This window comes from Janthinobacterium sp. GMG2 (assembly GCF_033949445.1).
In the GTDB taxonomy this organism is placed as follows: Bacteria; Pseudomonadota; Gammaproteobacteria; order Burkholderiales; family Burkholderiaceae_D; genus Janthinobacterium; species Janthinobacterium aestuarii.
In genome coordinates this window covers 781,502-796,007 of sequence record NZ_JAXAWA010000002.1, presented here as the reverse complement: position 1 = coordinate 796,007, position 14,506 = coordinate 781,502, and the positions used below count along the sequence as shown (strand labels likewise).

Genomic DNA, 14,506 nt, shown 5'->3' with positions numbered 1-14,506 from the left:
TGAAAGCCAACGATGAATTTCGCCGCCACCGCCGCCCTCTCGCTTGCCATGTCCACCGATGCCTTCGCGGCTGCCGTGGGCAAGGGCGCCGCTCTGCACAAGCCGCAATGGCGCGAGGCGCTGCGCACGGGCCTGATTTTTGGCGTCATCGAAGCCATCACGCCCATCATCGGCTGGGCCCTGGGCAGCGTGGCGGCGCCCTACGTGGAAGCGTGGGACCACTGGATCGCCTTCAGCCTGCTCGGCATCATCGGCTTGCTGATGATACGCAATGCCTTGAGCGATAGCGACGAGGAGGAAGCGCCGGCCCAGTCGCACTCGTTCTGGGTACTGGCCGTCACCGGTCTGGCGACCAGCATCGACGCCATGGTCGTGGGCGCGGGCTTGGCCTTGCTGGGCGCGAATATTGTCGTCACAGCCGCCGCCATCGGCTTTTCCACTTTCGTCATGGTGACCCTGGGCGTGATGCTGGGCCGCGTGCTGGGCACGGTGGCGGGCCGGCGCGCCGAACTGGTGGGCGGCCTCGTGCTGATCGTCATCGGCTGCGTGATCCTGTACGAGCATATCGGCCATCCGGCCTGAGGTCCGGACAAGCGATGCGCGCGGCCCCGGCGGCGCGCTTTGTGCTACATTCAATGCTCTGCATTCCTGTCTCACAAGGTGACCATCATGGAAACTATTGAGCTGCTTTTTGCCTCGCTGGTGCGCGAAACTGCCGAATCGATACGCGACCACCACGTTCCTTTTGCCATCAAACACGACGAGCGCGCCTATTTCGAGTGGATGGATGGACACCCGATCAATGGCTATATCCAGGAAGCGTATCGGGAGATTGAGGAAACGGCCCAGCAGATCCGCGCCATTCGCGCTGGGTGATGACGGCTGCCGCAAGCTACTGCGCGGGGGGCTTTGCGGCTGGCGATGCTCACCGCACTTCAGTGCGGTTGCGCTTCTCAGCCACACATCCCCTCCGCTCGCTACGCTTGCGGCAAACGTCGATACGCTCGTTAAAGCTTTTCTGTGAACGTATTGATTCAAATCAAACACTCAACCGTTCCAATCGAATGGATAGTCCAAAGCCATGACAATCAGGTCTGGAGGCGGGAGACATGGATCAGGGACAAAAACACCAGATCAGGGGCTATGAATTTCATGTGGCGGGGGCGCTGGAGAAGGATGGGCGCTACCGGGGCATGATTTTGATCAGCAAGCGCGGCGATACGCAGCAGGTGTATGCCAAGCCCGTATTGATAGAAACGGCGAGCAGTTTCAAGTCCGTGCATGCGGCCTTGATCGAGGCATCGGCGTATGCGCAGGAACTCATCTATAACGGCGCCATCAAGGCCTTGCTGCCGGCCGATGGCCAGCTAGCCGGAAAACAGGCGCCGCAGCCGCCGGATTTCGTCGGCAACTGACACGGGCAAGCCCGTCCGGTCATTCGGGGCGGCGCGTATAATGACGCGCTTTCCCGGATGAAAACTCAACACCATGGAATTTGTGAATTTACCGCTGGTCTTCCTCGTCGGCTGCGCGCTGATCGCCTTGCTGGCCAAGAAAAACGGCTACTCGTGGTATCTGTTTTTCTTCGCAATTGCCGTTCCCGCACCCCTGCTACTGCTGGCCTTGCCCCATGTGCTGGGCGTGGAGATCGCATCGCTGACCTCCGTGCGCCTGGGCGCCGCCCTGCTGATGCCGTTCGCCGGCCTGGTGCTGGCCTTGCGGGGCAAGCGCTAAGGCCGCTTCAGCGCGCCGGCACGCCATCGGCCAAGCGCCAGCCGATCGACAAGGCCAGTTGCTGCGCTTCTTTTTCATTGCTGCAATCGTCATAGTCGCAGGTATCCGCATAGGCGCCGCACGCCTGGTTCTGGCTGACATACGAACCTACCCAGCGGCCATCACGGCGCTGGCTGGCCGTGGCGCTGATGATAAAACCTTTGTGGATGGTGGGATTTTCAAAAGACATATTTCCTCCGAGGCGAGAGCGTCAGGGACCTGACAGACCTTACTGTGCGCCCGCGCGCGCAAGCAGTCTGTACGCTTGATCACACACAGAAAGCACGCACGCGCCTGCCTCGCGGCGCCCGGTGATCGGGTATGATTTCAGCATGTGTGGACGACTCGATCAAAATGGTACGGCGCCCGAGCTGGCGTCATCGTTCGGCTGGACCGACGCGGTGTTCGACAGCGAGGCCGAGCCGCACCTGAACGTGTCGCCTGGCACTTACCGGCCCGTGCTGCATATCCAGGATGGCGTGCGCAGGGTCGACGATGTCTTCTGGGGCTACCGCCCCGCCTGGGCCGCGCAAGCCGTGCCCGCGCCCGGCAAGAAAAAAATCCCCATCGCCATCAACGCCCGCCTGGAAAAACTTGCCGCGTCCTACTGGAAGCCCCTGCTGCGCGCGGGACGCGGCATCGTCTGCGTGGACGGCTGGTATGAGTGGACGGGAGAAAAAGGCAGCAAGCAGCCGTGGCACATCCACCGCAAGGACCGCGCGCCCCTGTTCCTGCTGGCGCTGGCCCAGTTCGGGCCGTACAAGCACAGCCGCGAAGAAGCCGGCTTCGTGCTGGTGACGGCCGACAGCCTCGGTGGCATGGTCGACATCCACGACCGCCGGCCCGTGGCCGTCAGCCTGGAAGACGCGCACCGCTGGCTCGACCCCGCCTTGACACCGGAGCAGGCGCTGCACCTGGCGCGCACCTGCATGCTCGACGTGGAGCTGTTCGAATGGCATGCCGTCGACAATCCGCTCGTGCCGTCGGCTAAACCCAAGCCGCCGCCACCGGCCGCGGCGCAAGGCGCGTTCGACTGGGGCGACTAACTCAGGCGGGCAATCGCGCCAGCCGGCGCCACAGCGCTTCCATCGGCCCCTGGCGGAAATGTCGCAGCCAGTAGCGGCTGAGCAGCACCTGCCCTGCCATGATCAGCACGGCCAGTCCCAGCATCTCGGCCGGACGCAGTGTTGCGCCCCAGCCCAGGCCCGGCCCTTGCAGCAGCCACGTGCCGATTATCGATTGCAGCAGATAATTACTCAGCGCCATGCGTCCCACGGGCGCCAGCCATACCGCTAGCCAGCGCAGCATGAAAGGACCGGCCAGCATCAGCGCCGCCACATAGCCGGCCGCCAGCACGGGGCCGCCGGCGAACAGGCCCACTTCGAACAGGGCCGTGTCGAATACGGTTTGATACGGATCGGCCACCTGCCACGCGACGGCGCCCGCGGCCAGCAGGTTGAATGGCAATCCTACGCCCAGCCCCACGGCGCGCACGCGGCACCACAGCAGCTGGTGGCGCCGCGGCTGCGTCAGCCAGCCCAAGCGCACGGACAAGATGCCCAGCAGGAACAGCACGATGATGTGCGGCAGCATGACGATGGCGTATAGCAGGGAGACGAGGAAATCGTTGGCGCGCAGTCTGGCCACGGCCAGCACATTGCCCTGCGTGTAGATGGCGTAGCGGTCCGCAAAGCCTTGCAGGTCGCGCGCGATGTCCGGCGCGCCGCCCTGCTGGCCCACGGGAATGAGCAAGCACATGAACAGCAGAAAACCGGCGGCCACCAGCCAGGCGCGGTTGCGTATGCGGCTGAGCTTGACCGCTGCCAGCGGCAGGATCAGCATGCCGGCCACCGCATACGAAGTCAGCACGTCGCCGCTCCAGATAAGGAAACCATGCAGCAGGCCAAACACGAGCAGCCAGCGCAGCCGGCGCCGATAAGCCGCTTGCGCCTGCTCCCAGCTGCCCAGTTGGCGCTTCAGGGAACGTGTCTGCAAGGCAAATCCCGCGCCGAACAGAAACGCGAAGATGGGATAGAACTTGAATTGCGCCAGCGCCGCCACGCCGAAAATGACGAGCTGGTCCAGCACGGGCGGCTGCGCCGGCAAGGTACCGTAGCGCAGGGACAAGGTGCCCCAGGCAAAGCCCCAGATATTCACCAGCAGGATGCCAAACACGGCGATGCCGCGCAGCACGTCGAGCTGCAGCAGCCTGCCGGGCTTGGCGGACATGGAGCTCAGGGCGTTCAGGGGCGCGCCAGGGTCGGGTAGTCGGTCACTTGCAGGCTGAAGCCGGACGCATCCGATTGCAGGCGCGCGTGGCCGCCGAACGGCAAGGTAACACGGCGGCGGATATGGCCGAACTCGAGCCCCGTCAGCACGGGCACGGGCAAGCGTTCGCGCACGTAGGCCAGCATGGCGTCGAAATCGTAGCCATTGTCCATCGGACTCAATTTATAGGCGGAAAAATCGCCGAGTACCACGGCTTGCTGGCGGCCAATCACACCCGCGTGCAGCAATTGCAGCAGCATGCGTTCGACCCGGTATGGGTGTTCGTTGACGTCTTCCAGGAACAAAATGCCGCCATCGATCTCGGGGAAATACGGCGTACCGAGCAAGTGGACCAGCATGGCCAGGTTGCCGCCCCACAGCTTGCCTTGCAGCTCGACCTGCGGATTGCCCGCCGCCGTGCCCGTGACCGTGTGCGTGGGACCGGCCAGGCACGACCATAACTGATCGAGCGTAAATTGCTCGGGCTCGTCGCGGATGAAATCGTCGCAGATCATGGGGCCGGCAAAGCTGGCGCGACCCGTTTTCGCCAGCAAGCCCATGTGGAAGGCCGTGAAGTCGCTGTAGCCGACAAACAGTTTGCCGCTATCGGCCATGGCAGTAAAGTCGATGTTGGGCAGGATGCGGCTGATGCCGTAGCTGCCGCGCAGAGCGATCACCACTTGCACGTCCGGGTCGGCAGCGGCCGCGTTCAGCTGCGCCAGGCGGCCCGCATCCGTGCCGCCGAAGCGCTGGAATGTGTGGTCGGGGTCGTAGTAATTATGGACGGTGGCGCCTTGCGCCTGCAAGCGGGCAATGCCGCGTTCCAAAGCCGCCGCGTCGGGCGCATAACCGCCCGGCGCAACGATGGCGATGCCAATCTCAGGTGTCTTCAAAATGCCCGTGCCTTCAAAAATGGTGGGCGCGCCTAGGCTGGCTGGGAGCGCATCTGGGGCGCCATCTTACCTTGCAGATGCACATCGATCAAGGCAAGCAGGCGCTCGATCAGCTGGGGCGGCATGTCGTGCCCCATGCCTTCGATCACCTCAAGCCGGGCGCCCGGGATCAGCGCCGCCGTATCGATGCCGCAGGCGACGGGGATCAAGGGGTCGGCCGCGCCATGGATCACCAGCGCCGGGCAACTGATGCTCGGCAACAGGGCCGTGCGCTCGCCCGACGCGGCGATGGCCACCATCTGCCGCGCCACGCCTTCCGGGCAACTGCCGCGCTGCAACGCCGCTTCAATGCGCTGGTACAGCAGTTTTTCCGACACGGGATAGGCGGGGCTGCCGATGACGCGCACGGTGGCCGCCATGTGCGCCATCAGTTCGGCGCGGCTGGCATTGCGTTTCGGACGTTGCAATAGCGCATTGCGCGCGGCCCGCGTGGGGCCGGGCAAGCCGCGCCGGCCGCTGCTCGACATGATGGACGTCAGGCTGAGCACCTGCAGCGGCGCGCGCGCCGCCATCACTTGCGCGATCATGCCGCCCATCGACACGCCGATCACGTGCGCTTGCGCAATGCGCAGGGCCGCCAGCAAACCGAGCGCGTCGTCCGCCATGTCATTCAAGGTGTAGGAAGTTTTGAGGGGCCAGCCCAGCAAGTTTTTCACGTAGGCCAGCGGCAGATACGGTTTGCCCGCCAGCGCCATCTTGCTCGACAGGCCGCTGTCGCGGTTGTCGAAACGTAGCACGTGAAAACCTTGCTCGACTATGCCTTCGACGAAGTCCGCCGGCCAGGCAATCAGTTGCATGCCCAGGCCCATGACCAGCAGCACGCACGGATCGTTGGGGTCGCCGTGGCTTTCATAAGCTATGTTGAGGCCGTTCGCCATGATGGTTGCCATGATTGCCTCTCTTACAGGAACCAGCACGCAGGCACGATCGCTGCGGCCTTGCAACCAGCATACCACTATTGTGCTTCAGACATGAGACCGGCACGCGGCACTCACACTGAAGTGTTGCTCTGCTTGCACATGACAGAACCTACTGCGCGTCGCGACTTGCGGCCTGCGATGCTCACCGTACCTAAAGTACGGTTGCGCTTCTCGACCACAATTCGCTTCCGCTCGCTACGGTTCTGTCACGTGCTGATACTCATCAACTTGCAAAAAACATTATTTTTCCTTTGGCAGGCTGTCAGCCAAGTCCACCCACGCTTGCGGCTGCGGTTTGCCGCGTTCGCGCACGCCGAAGAAGGAGACCACTTGCGTGCCTTCCTTGTCGAAGAATTCGACGGAAGTGACGCCGCCGCGCTTGACGACCCAGCCACTGCGCAGTGCCGTGTCGCGGATGTGCAAGTTGAAGTCCGGGTCCAGCACATTGAAGAAGCCGCCCGCGGCCATGGTTTTTTCGATCTTGCCGCTGTAGATCTGCGTCAAGCCTTCATTGCCCAGGAACACCATGATGGCGACCTTGTCCTTGGCCGCGTTTTCCAGCAGGGTGCGCAGCGCTTCCGGCGTCACGCGCTCGACCACGCCGGCCGGCGCCAGGCGCAGCGCCTGTTCGCGCGACAGATGGAACTCGCGCATGATTTGCGCAAACTGGTGCACGTCCGTCATGTCTTTCCAGGCCAGCTGGAATTCCTTGACGTCGATTTCGGTGTCCGGCTTTTCAGCGGCCTTGGGCGCCACGGCCAGCACGTTCAAATCCGCGCTTTGCTGGGGCATGCGGAACGTCGCCACCAGCTTGTCGTAGACGGCCACGCCAGGCTCGTTGCGCAGGTAGATCTTGTGCACGGCCGTGCCGTTGGCATCAAAGAATTGCAGGCTGCGCGTCGGCTTGCCATCGCGGCCCGCCTGTTCCACGGCAAATGCGTATTTCCAGTTTTCAAAGTGGAAACGCAGGTCGATCTGGCCGCCCAGGTAGCCGCCCGCGATATTGCGCTGGCGCGCTTGCGTTTCCGGATCCTGCTTGGCGTCGGCCTGTTCCGACTTGTCGCCCGCCTGCTTGAACTTGCTGGCGACGCCCGTCGTTTCGATGACGCCGTTTTCATTGCGCGTGATCGCTTGCACGGTGCCCAGGTCCAGCGCGGCGCGCATGATTTCACGCGGCTGGTTGCCGTCGGCCTGCAGGCGCGTGACGCCTTTGCCGATATTGGTTGCCAGCAATTGTGCTTCGGACACACCCAGCGCGCGCGCCGCGTCGCGGATCTGCAGCTTCGGCTGTTCCGTGCGCAAGGTGGACCAGCGTTCCGCCAAAGTGGCTGGGGCCGCGTATGCGTTTGCGATCAGCAGGCTGCCTAGCAGGGATAGAACGAGTTTGGATAACTTCATAGAAAGACCATTCAATCAAACATGGAAAAACAGAGGGGCAAGCACCCCTCCCCGGTAAAAAATTTAGAAGTTCAGGCTGAGGCTGGCCGCCACATTGCGGCCCGGCTTGGCGTAGCGCTCGATCTCGGCACGGCTGGCGGCCGTGGTGCCGGCGGACAGGCTACGCGAAGCGGCGTAATCCCAGTACTTGCGATCCGTCAAGTTGTACACGCCGACGACGATCTTCGCGTTCTTGTGCACGTTCCAGTAAGTCGACAAGTCGAAGATGGTGTACGACGGCACCTTGAAGCGCGGCGCGGTCGTACCCATCAGCAAGTCGTTCGGCGCCTGCTTGTCGCCGGCATGCAGCGCCGTCAGTTCCAGGCCGAACAGCATGTTGCTGTGGTCGTAACCGAAGGTCAGCGCCGTCTTGGCTGGCGCCACCGAGGCCAGGCCGCCGCTCTCGCCCGTCCGGGTATTGAAGGAGCGGCCCTTGGCCACGCCCGTGGCCAGGTCGACACGATAGCCCTGCATGGCCGGCGCCCAGGCGCCCAGCTCCGCGCGCAGGGTCAGCTCCCCGCCCCAGGTACGGGCATCGCCGATGTTTTCCGGGCGGAACAAACCCTGCACGATGGTGGGATAGTTCACGGGATCGTCTTCCTGCATCACGTACTCGATCATGTTCTTGTATTCCGTCTGGTAGACGGACGCGTGCATGCTTAAGCCCTTGACGATGTCGCCCTTCAAACCCAGTTCATAGGCCTGGCTGGTTTCCTTGCGTAAATTCGCATTGCCCAGCACGGCATAGCCCGTCCCCCTGCCCGTGTAGCTGAAGGAATCGTAGGTACCGGTGCGCTCGGCCGCCGTCGGCAGGCGCGTGCCGCGCGTGAAGGTGGCATACGCGTTCATTTGCGGCAACACTTCCACGGACAGGCTCAGGCTCGGCGTGAAATACGTGTCGCTTTCCTTGCGCACTTCCTTGGCCGCGTTCGGCACGGCGATCACATAGTTTTGCAGATTTTTCGGCTCGTTCTTGCGGTAGTCGGCACGTAAGCCCGGCGTCAGCACGGCTTTCTTGCCGGCCAGATTGAAACTGAGATCGTCGCGCACGTACAGGGCCAGCTTGGTCGTGTCCATGTCGGCCATGCGGTTCTTGTTGGTGATCTGATGCTGGCCGGTGGCAACGATGACACGGTCTTCGCGCCACGGGCGGCGCGTTTTCAACTGCTCAAGCTGCACACCGTACAGCAGCGCGTTGTCCGCATTGAGCTGCTTGAACGCTTCTGACGTCAGGCCGATGCTGTCGTTCTTGAAGCTGGTGTCGATGGTACGCTGTGCCGGGCTGCCGAAGGTGTAGAGGCCTTGCGTCTTGTCATCGGTTTTCGCATTCTGCAGATACACTTTCGACGTCAGGCGGTCGAACAGGGCGAAATCCTTGAGCACCACGTCGTGGCCCAGGCTGACGCGCGTGCGCTTGGTGGTGGAATCCTGCTGCACGCCCGTCGGATAATACGTGCTGACCTTGTTGCGCAGATCGCGCTTGTTCTTGCGCTCGAACATGTCGACCGTCAAGTCCAGCTTCTGTTCGCCCGGCAAAGTCCACACCAGCTTGGACAGCAAGGCGTTCGAATGCCAGTCGTCGGGGTTGACGCTGGCGCTGCCGCGGCTGTCAAGCTGCTCGCCATCGCGGTGCACGTACACGGCCAGGCCTTGCAGGCTGGCGCCGAGCTTGGCGGCGCCCGTCAGGGTGTGCGCATTGCTGCGGTCGGCCGTGGCGCGGCCGTATTTATAGGCCACGTAATGGTCTTGCCCTTCACCCAGATAATCCTCGGGCGACTTGGTGACAAAGGCCACGCCACCGCCCAGGCCAGGGCTGGCGCCGCTGACGGCCGTCGTGCCCGAATCGATGCGTACTTCGCGGAAGGTTTCAGGATCGAAATAATCACGGCCCGTGCCGAAGGCGTTGAGGGTATTGCCATCGGGCTTAGGTGCCGCGTCGGGCAAGGAAATGCCATCGACGTCCAGGCTGACCCGGTTGCCTTCCAGGCCGCGGATGTTATAGCCAGTGTTGCCCGAACCATCCCACACGCTGCCGCTGCCCGAAGCCGCTGCCGGCGCGCTGATCAATGGCAAATAACGCACGATGCCGCCCATCCCCGTGACATTGCGGCGCTCCAGGTCTTCCGCCGTGACGACCGTCTTGGTGCCGGCGCGGCGTTCGTAGTCCTGCTTGGCGTTCACGACGATTTCCGGGAAAACCGGCAGCTTGGCCGGTTCCTGGGCGGCCGTGCCCGCGTTGATGGCGGCATTTTGCGCAACGGCAGGCAGCATCGGCGCTGCGAACAGGCCCAGCAAGGCGGCGCGCAGCACCAGATTATGGCGGCGGGCAGGCAGATGGGCTGAAGATACGACGGGTGCAGCGGTGCGCTGCGGAAGCACAGTAGTCATGATGGTCCGGTCTAAGAGTAAAGGCTGGCTCTTGAACCCGGATCGATAACGATGCGCAAGGGAAGTTTGCTGGCGAAAACAATACTGTAACACGAATCATTCTCATTTGAGAATGACAATTGGTCTAGACAGATGTTATTTCGCAACAATTATAAAAATGCCAGCCTGGAGGGCTGGCATGACTGGCATCTTGGGCTGATGTCAGGCTGGCGGATGGGCCAGCTTGCGCGCCTCGGCCTGCGCGCGGCGGCGCTCGGCAAAGAAACGCTTGAGAAAAGCGCCGCACTCATCGGCCAACACGCCGCCGACGATAGCCGTCTGGTGGTTCAGTGCCGGCTGCTCGAACAGGTTCAGCACGGAACCGCAGGCGCCCGTCTTCGGGTCGCCCGCGCCATACACCACGCGGGCCAGACGCGCATGCAGCATGGCGCCCGAACACATCACGCACGGCTCCAGGGTCACGTACAGCTCGCAGCCGGGCAGCCGGTAGTTGCCCAACTTTTCGGCGGCCGCGCGCAAGGCCATCACTTCCGCGTGCGCCGTGGGGTCGTGGCGGCCGATGGGCTGGTTGTAGCCGACGGCGATGACTTCGCCATCCTTGACGACAACGGCACCAACGGGCACTTCGCCGAGGTCCCACGCATGCTGGGCCTGGTCCAGGGCCAGCTGCATGTAGCGCGCATCCTGCGCGCTAGCGTGCATTTCAGTCATCGGTGACTTCTGCCCAGCAATTCGGCGTTTCATGCAGCACCAGCTTATGCAGGTGCAAGCCCGTGCCGAAATGGTCGGTAAATGCGGCCTTCAAAATATCGAAGGCGATGCGCGCCAGGTTTTCCACGGTCGGGATGCGGTCGATGACGACGGTTTTATGGTCGGGCAGGCTGGCCAGGAAGTCGCGCACGGCCGTGTCTTTTTCGTAGACGAGGAAGGCGTGGTCCCAGACGTCGACCAGGTGCTGCTTGGCCAGGGTTTTCACGTCGGAAAAGTCCATGATCATGCCATTGTCGGAATTGCCTTCCGCTTCGATGACCTTGCCGACCAGGGTGATTTCCACCGTGTAGCGGTGGCCGTGCAGGTTGCGGCACTGGCTTTTGTGGTCGGGAATGCGGTGGCCCGCGTCGAATTCGAGCTTGCGTGTGATAGTCAGCATATGGGTTGTTAAGGTATTTGCAGGAGTTTATGGGTTTGCAGGCTCAGCTTCCACTTCGGGTTGCTTTTGCATGTTTCGATAGCCAGCTTCATGTTGTGCGCGGCCAGGGGGCCATCCATCGCCTGCACGAAGAAGTTCTCGAAATCCAGTTGTTCGTAGGCAGCCAGGTCTTGCTGGAACTGGGGAATGACCACCTTGATTTCATTGCCTTTGTGTACGACCAGTGTCGAACCCATCTTCGGGCTGACGCAGATCCAGTCCACGCCGGCCGGCACGGGCAAGGTACCGTTGGTTTCGATGGCGATGGTAAAGCCGACCGCGTGCATGGCGTCGATCAGGGCCGTATCCAGCTGCAGCAGCGGTTCGCCGCCCGTAAACACCACGTATTTGCTCGGTGCGTAGCTGGCCGGCCACAGGCTGTCGATCAGCGCGGCCAGTTCCTCGGGCGTCTTGAATTTGCCGCCCAGTTCGCCGTCCGTGCCGACGAAATCCGTGTCGCAGAACTGGCACACGGCAGTGGCGCGGTCGCTTTCGCGGCCCGTCCACAGGTTGCAGCCGGAAAAGCGGCAAAACACGGCCGGACGGCCCGCGTGCGCACCTTCGCCCTGCAGGGTGTAAAAAATCTCTTTGATGCTATAAGTCACTGTATTTCCTAAGAGCTGGCTGGCGTCCTCGCGCAGGGCGTACGCAGCGATGCCGGCGCATACCGCCGGAACCGCAAAAACCGATTGACAACCCTCTATTATATGCCGCCACGACACTTCCCGTGCAAATGCCGTACCCGTCACCTGACCGTGCGGCGCCAAAGGACCAGAAAGCCACGGCGAAAGGCATAACTGCGCGGCTTTTGCGTTTAGACAATATAAATAGCCCACAGTTAATATATTTTCTGTAATAAGATTGCCTTCTGGAAAACATTTAGGGAGCGAGAAATGATGCAACGCTGGCTACGCCTGCCGTACCGTCTGAGCATTCTGGCCTGTCTGGCGGCCAGCGCACTCGCCACCGTGCACACTGGATACGCGGCGGGACCGATGCCGCCGGTCGGCGCACCCTCCCCTTTGATGGCGGCCTGCGCCGTCCTGCTCGGTGCGCTGACGCTGCTGCTGTGGCGCCAGCACCGCCTGGCGCTGCGCCTGCAGGCGCTGGAACAGCTGCGCGAGGACGGCGAACAGGCGCGCCTGACCAGCGGGCAACAGCAGGCGCGCGAGCAGGAACGCCTGCGCATCGGGCGCGACATCCACGACGACCTGGGCCAGCATCTGCTGACTCTGAAGATCGACCTGTCCATGCTGCAGACCAGCACCCATGACGCGGCGCCCCAGCTGGCGCAACAGCTGGCCGTGATCGCGCGCAATGTCGACCTGACCATCGCGGCGCTGCGCTGCGTCATCCATGACCTGCGCCCGCCTGCCCTCGACGCGGGCCTGCAAGCGGCATGCGATGAACTGCTGGCCGACTTTACGCGTACCACAGGCATCGGCTGCGGCTGCGACTACCGGCTCGACGCCGCCGCCGGCCGTGCGCATGGCGCCTTGCTGTATCACGTGGTGCAGGAAGCGCTGGCGAACATTGCCCGTCATGCGCACGCCACGCATGTCCAGCTGTGTCTGCAGCAAACGGGCGCCACCGTGGCTTGCCGCATCAGCGACGACGGCATCGGACTGTCGGGCTCGCCGCCGCGCCTCGGTTGCGGCCTGTCCGGCATGCATGAGCGCGTGGCCGCCGCCGGCGGCAGCCTGCACATCGACAGCCGCAGCGGCGCCGGCACCACCTTGCGCGTATCGCTGCCCCTGCCGGTCTGCCACGACGAAGCAATGGTCCATCACTGAAAATATTGCTCAATATCAACACCATCGCTACCCCACGCTGCATCATGGCCAACGAGCCAGCCCCATTCACGCCCAAGAAGGATGCTTTCATGCCGGATAGCCACGCACATGCCAGCCCATCGCCATATGGTGAAGCCCAGGGTTTCGCCGTCAAGATGATGGAATTGCTGGTCGTGCCCACCTTTGTACTCGATGTGCATGGCAGGGTGATGATCTGGAACCGCGCCTGCGAGCAGCTGACGAGCGTACCGGCAAGCGAAGTGCTGGGTACGCGCGAACCGGGCCGCTGCTTTTACAACGACGAGCGCCCCACCCTGGCCGACCTGCTGCTGGCCGGGCGCGGCGGCGACATGCGCGCTCTGCATACCCAGCAGCAATACCGCAGCAGCACGGGCAGCAACCTGTGCGCGGAAAACTGGTGCGACATGCCGCGCACGGGACGGCGGCGCTACCTGGCCGTCGATGCCAGCCCCATCTACGGCAATCACGGCGAACTGATCGCCGTCGTCGAAACCCTGCGCGACATGACGGACGAAAAGCGCGCGCACGTGGAACTGGAACGCCTGGCCACGCGCGATGGCTTGACGGGCTTGGCCAACCGGCGCTGCTTCGACGACACCATCCTGGCCGAGTGGCAGCGCGCCCAGCGGCAGGGCCAGCCGTTGTCGCTGCTGATGGTTGACGTCGACAATTTCAAGGAATACAACGATAGCCACGGCCACCAGGGCGGCGACCTGTGCCTGCGCAAGGTGGCCGGCGCCGTGGCCAGCGAAATGCGCGCCAACGACCTGGTGGCCCGCTACGGCGGCGAAGAGTTTGCCGTCATCCTGCCGAACCAGTCCCTCAAGGGCGCGGCCATCGTGGCCGAACGCATCCGCCAGCGCGTGGAGCGGCTGCAACTGCCGCGCAAGCGTCCGGACGGCGCCTGTGTCACCGTCAGCATCGGCGCCGCCACGGCCCTGCCCGGTCCCGGCACGGAACTGGGGCAGCTGATCCATACGGCCGACTGCGCCCTGTACCGCGCCAAGCACCTGGGCCGCAACCGCATCAGCCTGCCGGAAACGACACTGACATAAGTAACAAGTCCCAGCATCAGGAAACACGACCAAATTTGGTGTATATTTGGTCCTGTCACAATTTTTCGCATCCGGAGCCGCCATGAACCTCAAGGAACGCATCAAGCCGATTTCCTACCTCAAGGCCAATACGACGGAGATCGTCAACGGCTTTGACGCAGGCCAGGACGAGCCCATCATCATCACGCAAAATGGCGAAGCGAAAATGGTCGTGCTATCGATGCACGCGTATCAGGAAGGCAAGCGGCAAGCGCAGCAGATGCAGGAACAGCATGCGTTCATGAAACTGATCGCCATGGGCAACCAAGACATCGCGCGCGGCGACGTCGTGTCCGAAGAAGATTTCCTGGCCAGCCTCGACCAGGCTTGAGATGACGCACATCGTCGTGCTGAAGAGCGCGCAAGCCGATTTCAATGAGCTGCGCAGCGATTTCAGGGCGCGCCACACTGCCGCCGCCCATGCGCAGTTCATCGTCGCTTTCCGGCAATTATTCTCTGATCTGAAAACCTTTCCCGACAGCGGCACGCCCGTCGAAGCCGCCCGCGAAGTCGGCATGGATGTGCGGCAACGCCTGTGCGAAGAGATCCGCGTCGTCTACCACCATGACCGCGCGCACGACATCGTGTACATCCGCATGTTCCTGCCCACCCGGCGCGATTTTCTCAGCCATCTCACGGCCCGCATCCTGCGGCCCGACTTGTAGCCCCT

Annotated in this window: 18 protein-coding genes; 9 read left to right on the top strand and 9 right to left on the bottom strand. The window is 62.9% G+C overall.

Annotation, left to right across the window (positions count from 1 at the left end; genetic code table 11):
- Positions 1 to 12: 12 nt before the first annotated feature.
- From mntP to SKZ59_RS09615, 4 genes are all read left to right on the top strand, one after another.
- Complete coding sequence (gene mntP, locus SKZ59_RS09630) at positions 13 to 582, top strand: manganese efflux pump MntP (protein WP_034756017.1); 570 nt, start codon at positions 13 to 15, stop codon at positions 580 to 582.
- Positions 583 to 669: 87 nt separating this feature from the next.
- Positions 670 to 876 carry a hypothetical protein gene (locus SKZ59_RS09625; RefSeq protein ID WP_034756014.1) on the top strand — a complete coding sequence of 69 codons (207 nt, stop codon included), beginning with the start codon at positions 670 to 672 and terminating at the stop codon, positions 874 to 876.
- Between the two features lie 233 nt (positions 877 to 1,109).
- Positions 1,110 to 1,415: a hypothetical protein gene (locus SKZ59_RS09620; protein ID WP_034756011.1), complete on the top strand. Its 306-nt coding sequence runs from the start codon at positions 1,110 to 1,112 to the stop codon at positions 1,413 to 1,415.
- A 73-nt stretch (positions 1,416 to 1,488) separates the two neighbouring features.
- The gene (locus tag SKZ59_RS09615; RefSeq protein ID WP_319991547.1) at positions 1,489 to 1,734 is read left to right on the top strand and encodes a hypothetical protein; all 246 of its coding nucleotides are present in this window, start codon (positions 1,489 to 1,491) and stop codon (positions 1,732 to 1,734) included.
- A gap of 7 nt (positions 1,735 to 1,741) precedes the next feature.
- Here the strand turns inward: SKZ59_RS09615 and SKZ59_RS09610 are convergent, their stop codons facing one another.
- Positions 1,742 to 1,963: a hypothetical protein gene (locus SKZ59_RS09610; protein ID WP_034756009.1), complete on the bottom strand. Its 222-nt coding sequence runs from the start codon at positions 1,961 to 1,963 to the stop codon at positions 1,742 to 1,744.
- Positions 1,964 to 2,105: 142 nt separating this feature from the next.
- Here SKZ59_RS09610 and SKZ59_RS09605 point away from each other — a divergent pair, with 142 nt between their 5' ends.
- Positions 2,106 to 2,819 (top strand): SOS response-associated peptidase, encoded by a 714-nt coding sequence (locus tag SKZ59_RS09605; RefSeq protein WP_319991546.1) that lies wholly within the window; start codon positions 2,106 to 2,108, stop codon positions 2,817 to 2,819.
- 1 nt (position 2,820) lies between these two features.
- On the opposite strand, the gene SKZ59_RS09600 is transcribed toward SKZ59_RS09605, so the two are convergent.
- The 8 genes from SKZ59_RS09600 to queE form a co-directional block, all read right to left on the bottom strand.
- A complete protein-coding gene (locus SKZ59_RS09600) occupies positions 2,821 to 4,002 on the bottom strand; it encodes a DUF418 domain-containing protein (protein WP_319991545.1) in 1,182 nt (393 codons plus the stop codon).
- 14 nt (positions 4,003 to 4,016) lie between these two features.
- Positions 4,017 to 4,934, bottom strand: coding sequence for a muramoyltetrapeptide carboxypeptidase (ldcA, locus tag SKZ59_RS09595; RefSeq protein WP_319991544.1), 918 nt, complete (start codon positions 4,932 to 4,934; stop codon positions 4,017 to 4,019).
- Between the two features lie 32 nt (positions 4,935 to 4,966).
- Positions 4,967 to 5,884, bottom strand: a complete 918-nt coding sequence (locus SKZ59_RS09590) for an alpha/beta hydrolase (protein ID WP_319991543.1) — start codon at positions 5,882 to 5,884, stop codon at positions 4,967 to 4,969.
- Between the two features lie 270 nt (positions 5,885 to 6,154).
- Complete coding sequence (locus tag SKZ59_RS09585) at positions 6,155 to 7,312, bottom strand: hemin-degrading factor (RefSeq protein ID WP_319991542.1); 1,158 nt, start codon at positions 7,310 to 7,312, stop codon at positions 6,155 to 6,157.
- Positions 7,313 to 7,375: 63 nt separating this feature from the next.
- Positions 7,376 to 9,739 carry a TonB-dependent hemoglobin/transferrin/lactoferrin family receptor gene (locus SKZ59_RS09580; protein ID WP_319991541.1) on the bottom strand — a complete coding sequence of 788 codons (2,364 nt, stop codon included), beginning with the start codon at positions 9,737 to 9,739 and terminating at the stop codon, positions 7,376 to 7,378.
- Between the two features lie 201 nt (positions 9,740 to 9,940).
- Positions 9,941 to 10,450, bottom strand: coding sequence for a tRNA adenosine(34) deaminase TadA (tadA, locus tag SKZ59_RS09575; RefSeq protein ID WP_319991540.1), 510 nt, complete (start codon positions 10,448 to 10,450; stop codon positions 9,941 to 9,943).
- Positions 10,443 to 10,889, bottom strand: coding sequence for a 6-carboxytetrahydropterin synthase QueD (queD, locus tag SKZ59_RS09570; RefSeq protein WP_034755997.1), 447 nt, complete (start codon positions 10,887 to 10,889; stop codon positions 10,443 to 10,445). Before queD ends, tadA begins: the two co-directional genes overlap by 8 nt.
- An 8-nt stretch (positions 10,890 to 10,897) precedes the next feature.
- The gene (gene queE, locus SKZ59_RS09565) at positions 10,898 to 11,533 is read right to left on the bottom strand and encodes a 7-carboxy-7-deazaguanine synthase (protein WP_034755996.1); all 636 of its coding nucleotides are present in this window, start codon (positions 11,531 to 11,533) and stop codon (positions 10,898 to 10,900) included.
- 288 nt (positions 11,534 to 11,821) lie between these two features.
- On the opposite strand from queE, the gene SKZ59_RS09560 reads away from it, so the two are divergent.
- The 4 genes from SKZ59_RS09560 to SKZ59_RS09545 all read left to right on the top strand — a co-directional run bounded on the left by SKZ59_RS09560 (position 11,822) and on the right by SKZ59_RS09545 (position 14,501).
- Complete coding sequence (locus SKZ59_RS09560) at positions 11,822 to 12,721, top strand: sensor histidine kinase (RefSeq protein WP_319991539.1); 900 nt, start codon at positions 11,822 to 11,824, stop codon at positions 12,719 to 12,721.
- Between the two features lie 89 nt (positions 12,722 to 12,810).
- Complete coding sequence (locus SKZ59_RS09555; protein WP_319991538.1) at positions 12,811 to 13,797, top strand: diguanylate cyclase; 987 nt, start codon at positions 12,811 to 12,813, stop codon at positions 13,795 to 13,797.
- Positions 13,798 to 13,879: 82 nt separating this feature from the next.
- Entirely contained in the window at positions 13,880 to 14,167 is a 288-nt protein-coding gene (locus SKZ59_RS09550) for a type II toxin-antitoxin system Phd/YefM family antitoxin (RefSeq protein WP_070302789.1), read from the top strand.
- Between the two features lies 1 nt (position 14,168).
- A complete protein-coding gene (locus SKZ59_RS09545; protein ID WP_319991537.1) occupies positions 14,169 to 14,501 on the top strand; it encodes a type II toxin-antitoxin system RelE/ParE family toxin in 333 nt (110 codons plus the stop codon).
- Positions 14,502 to 14,506 lie beyond the last annotated feature (5 nt).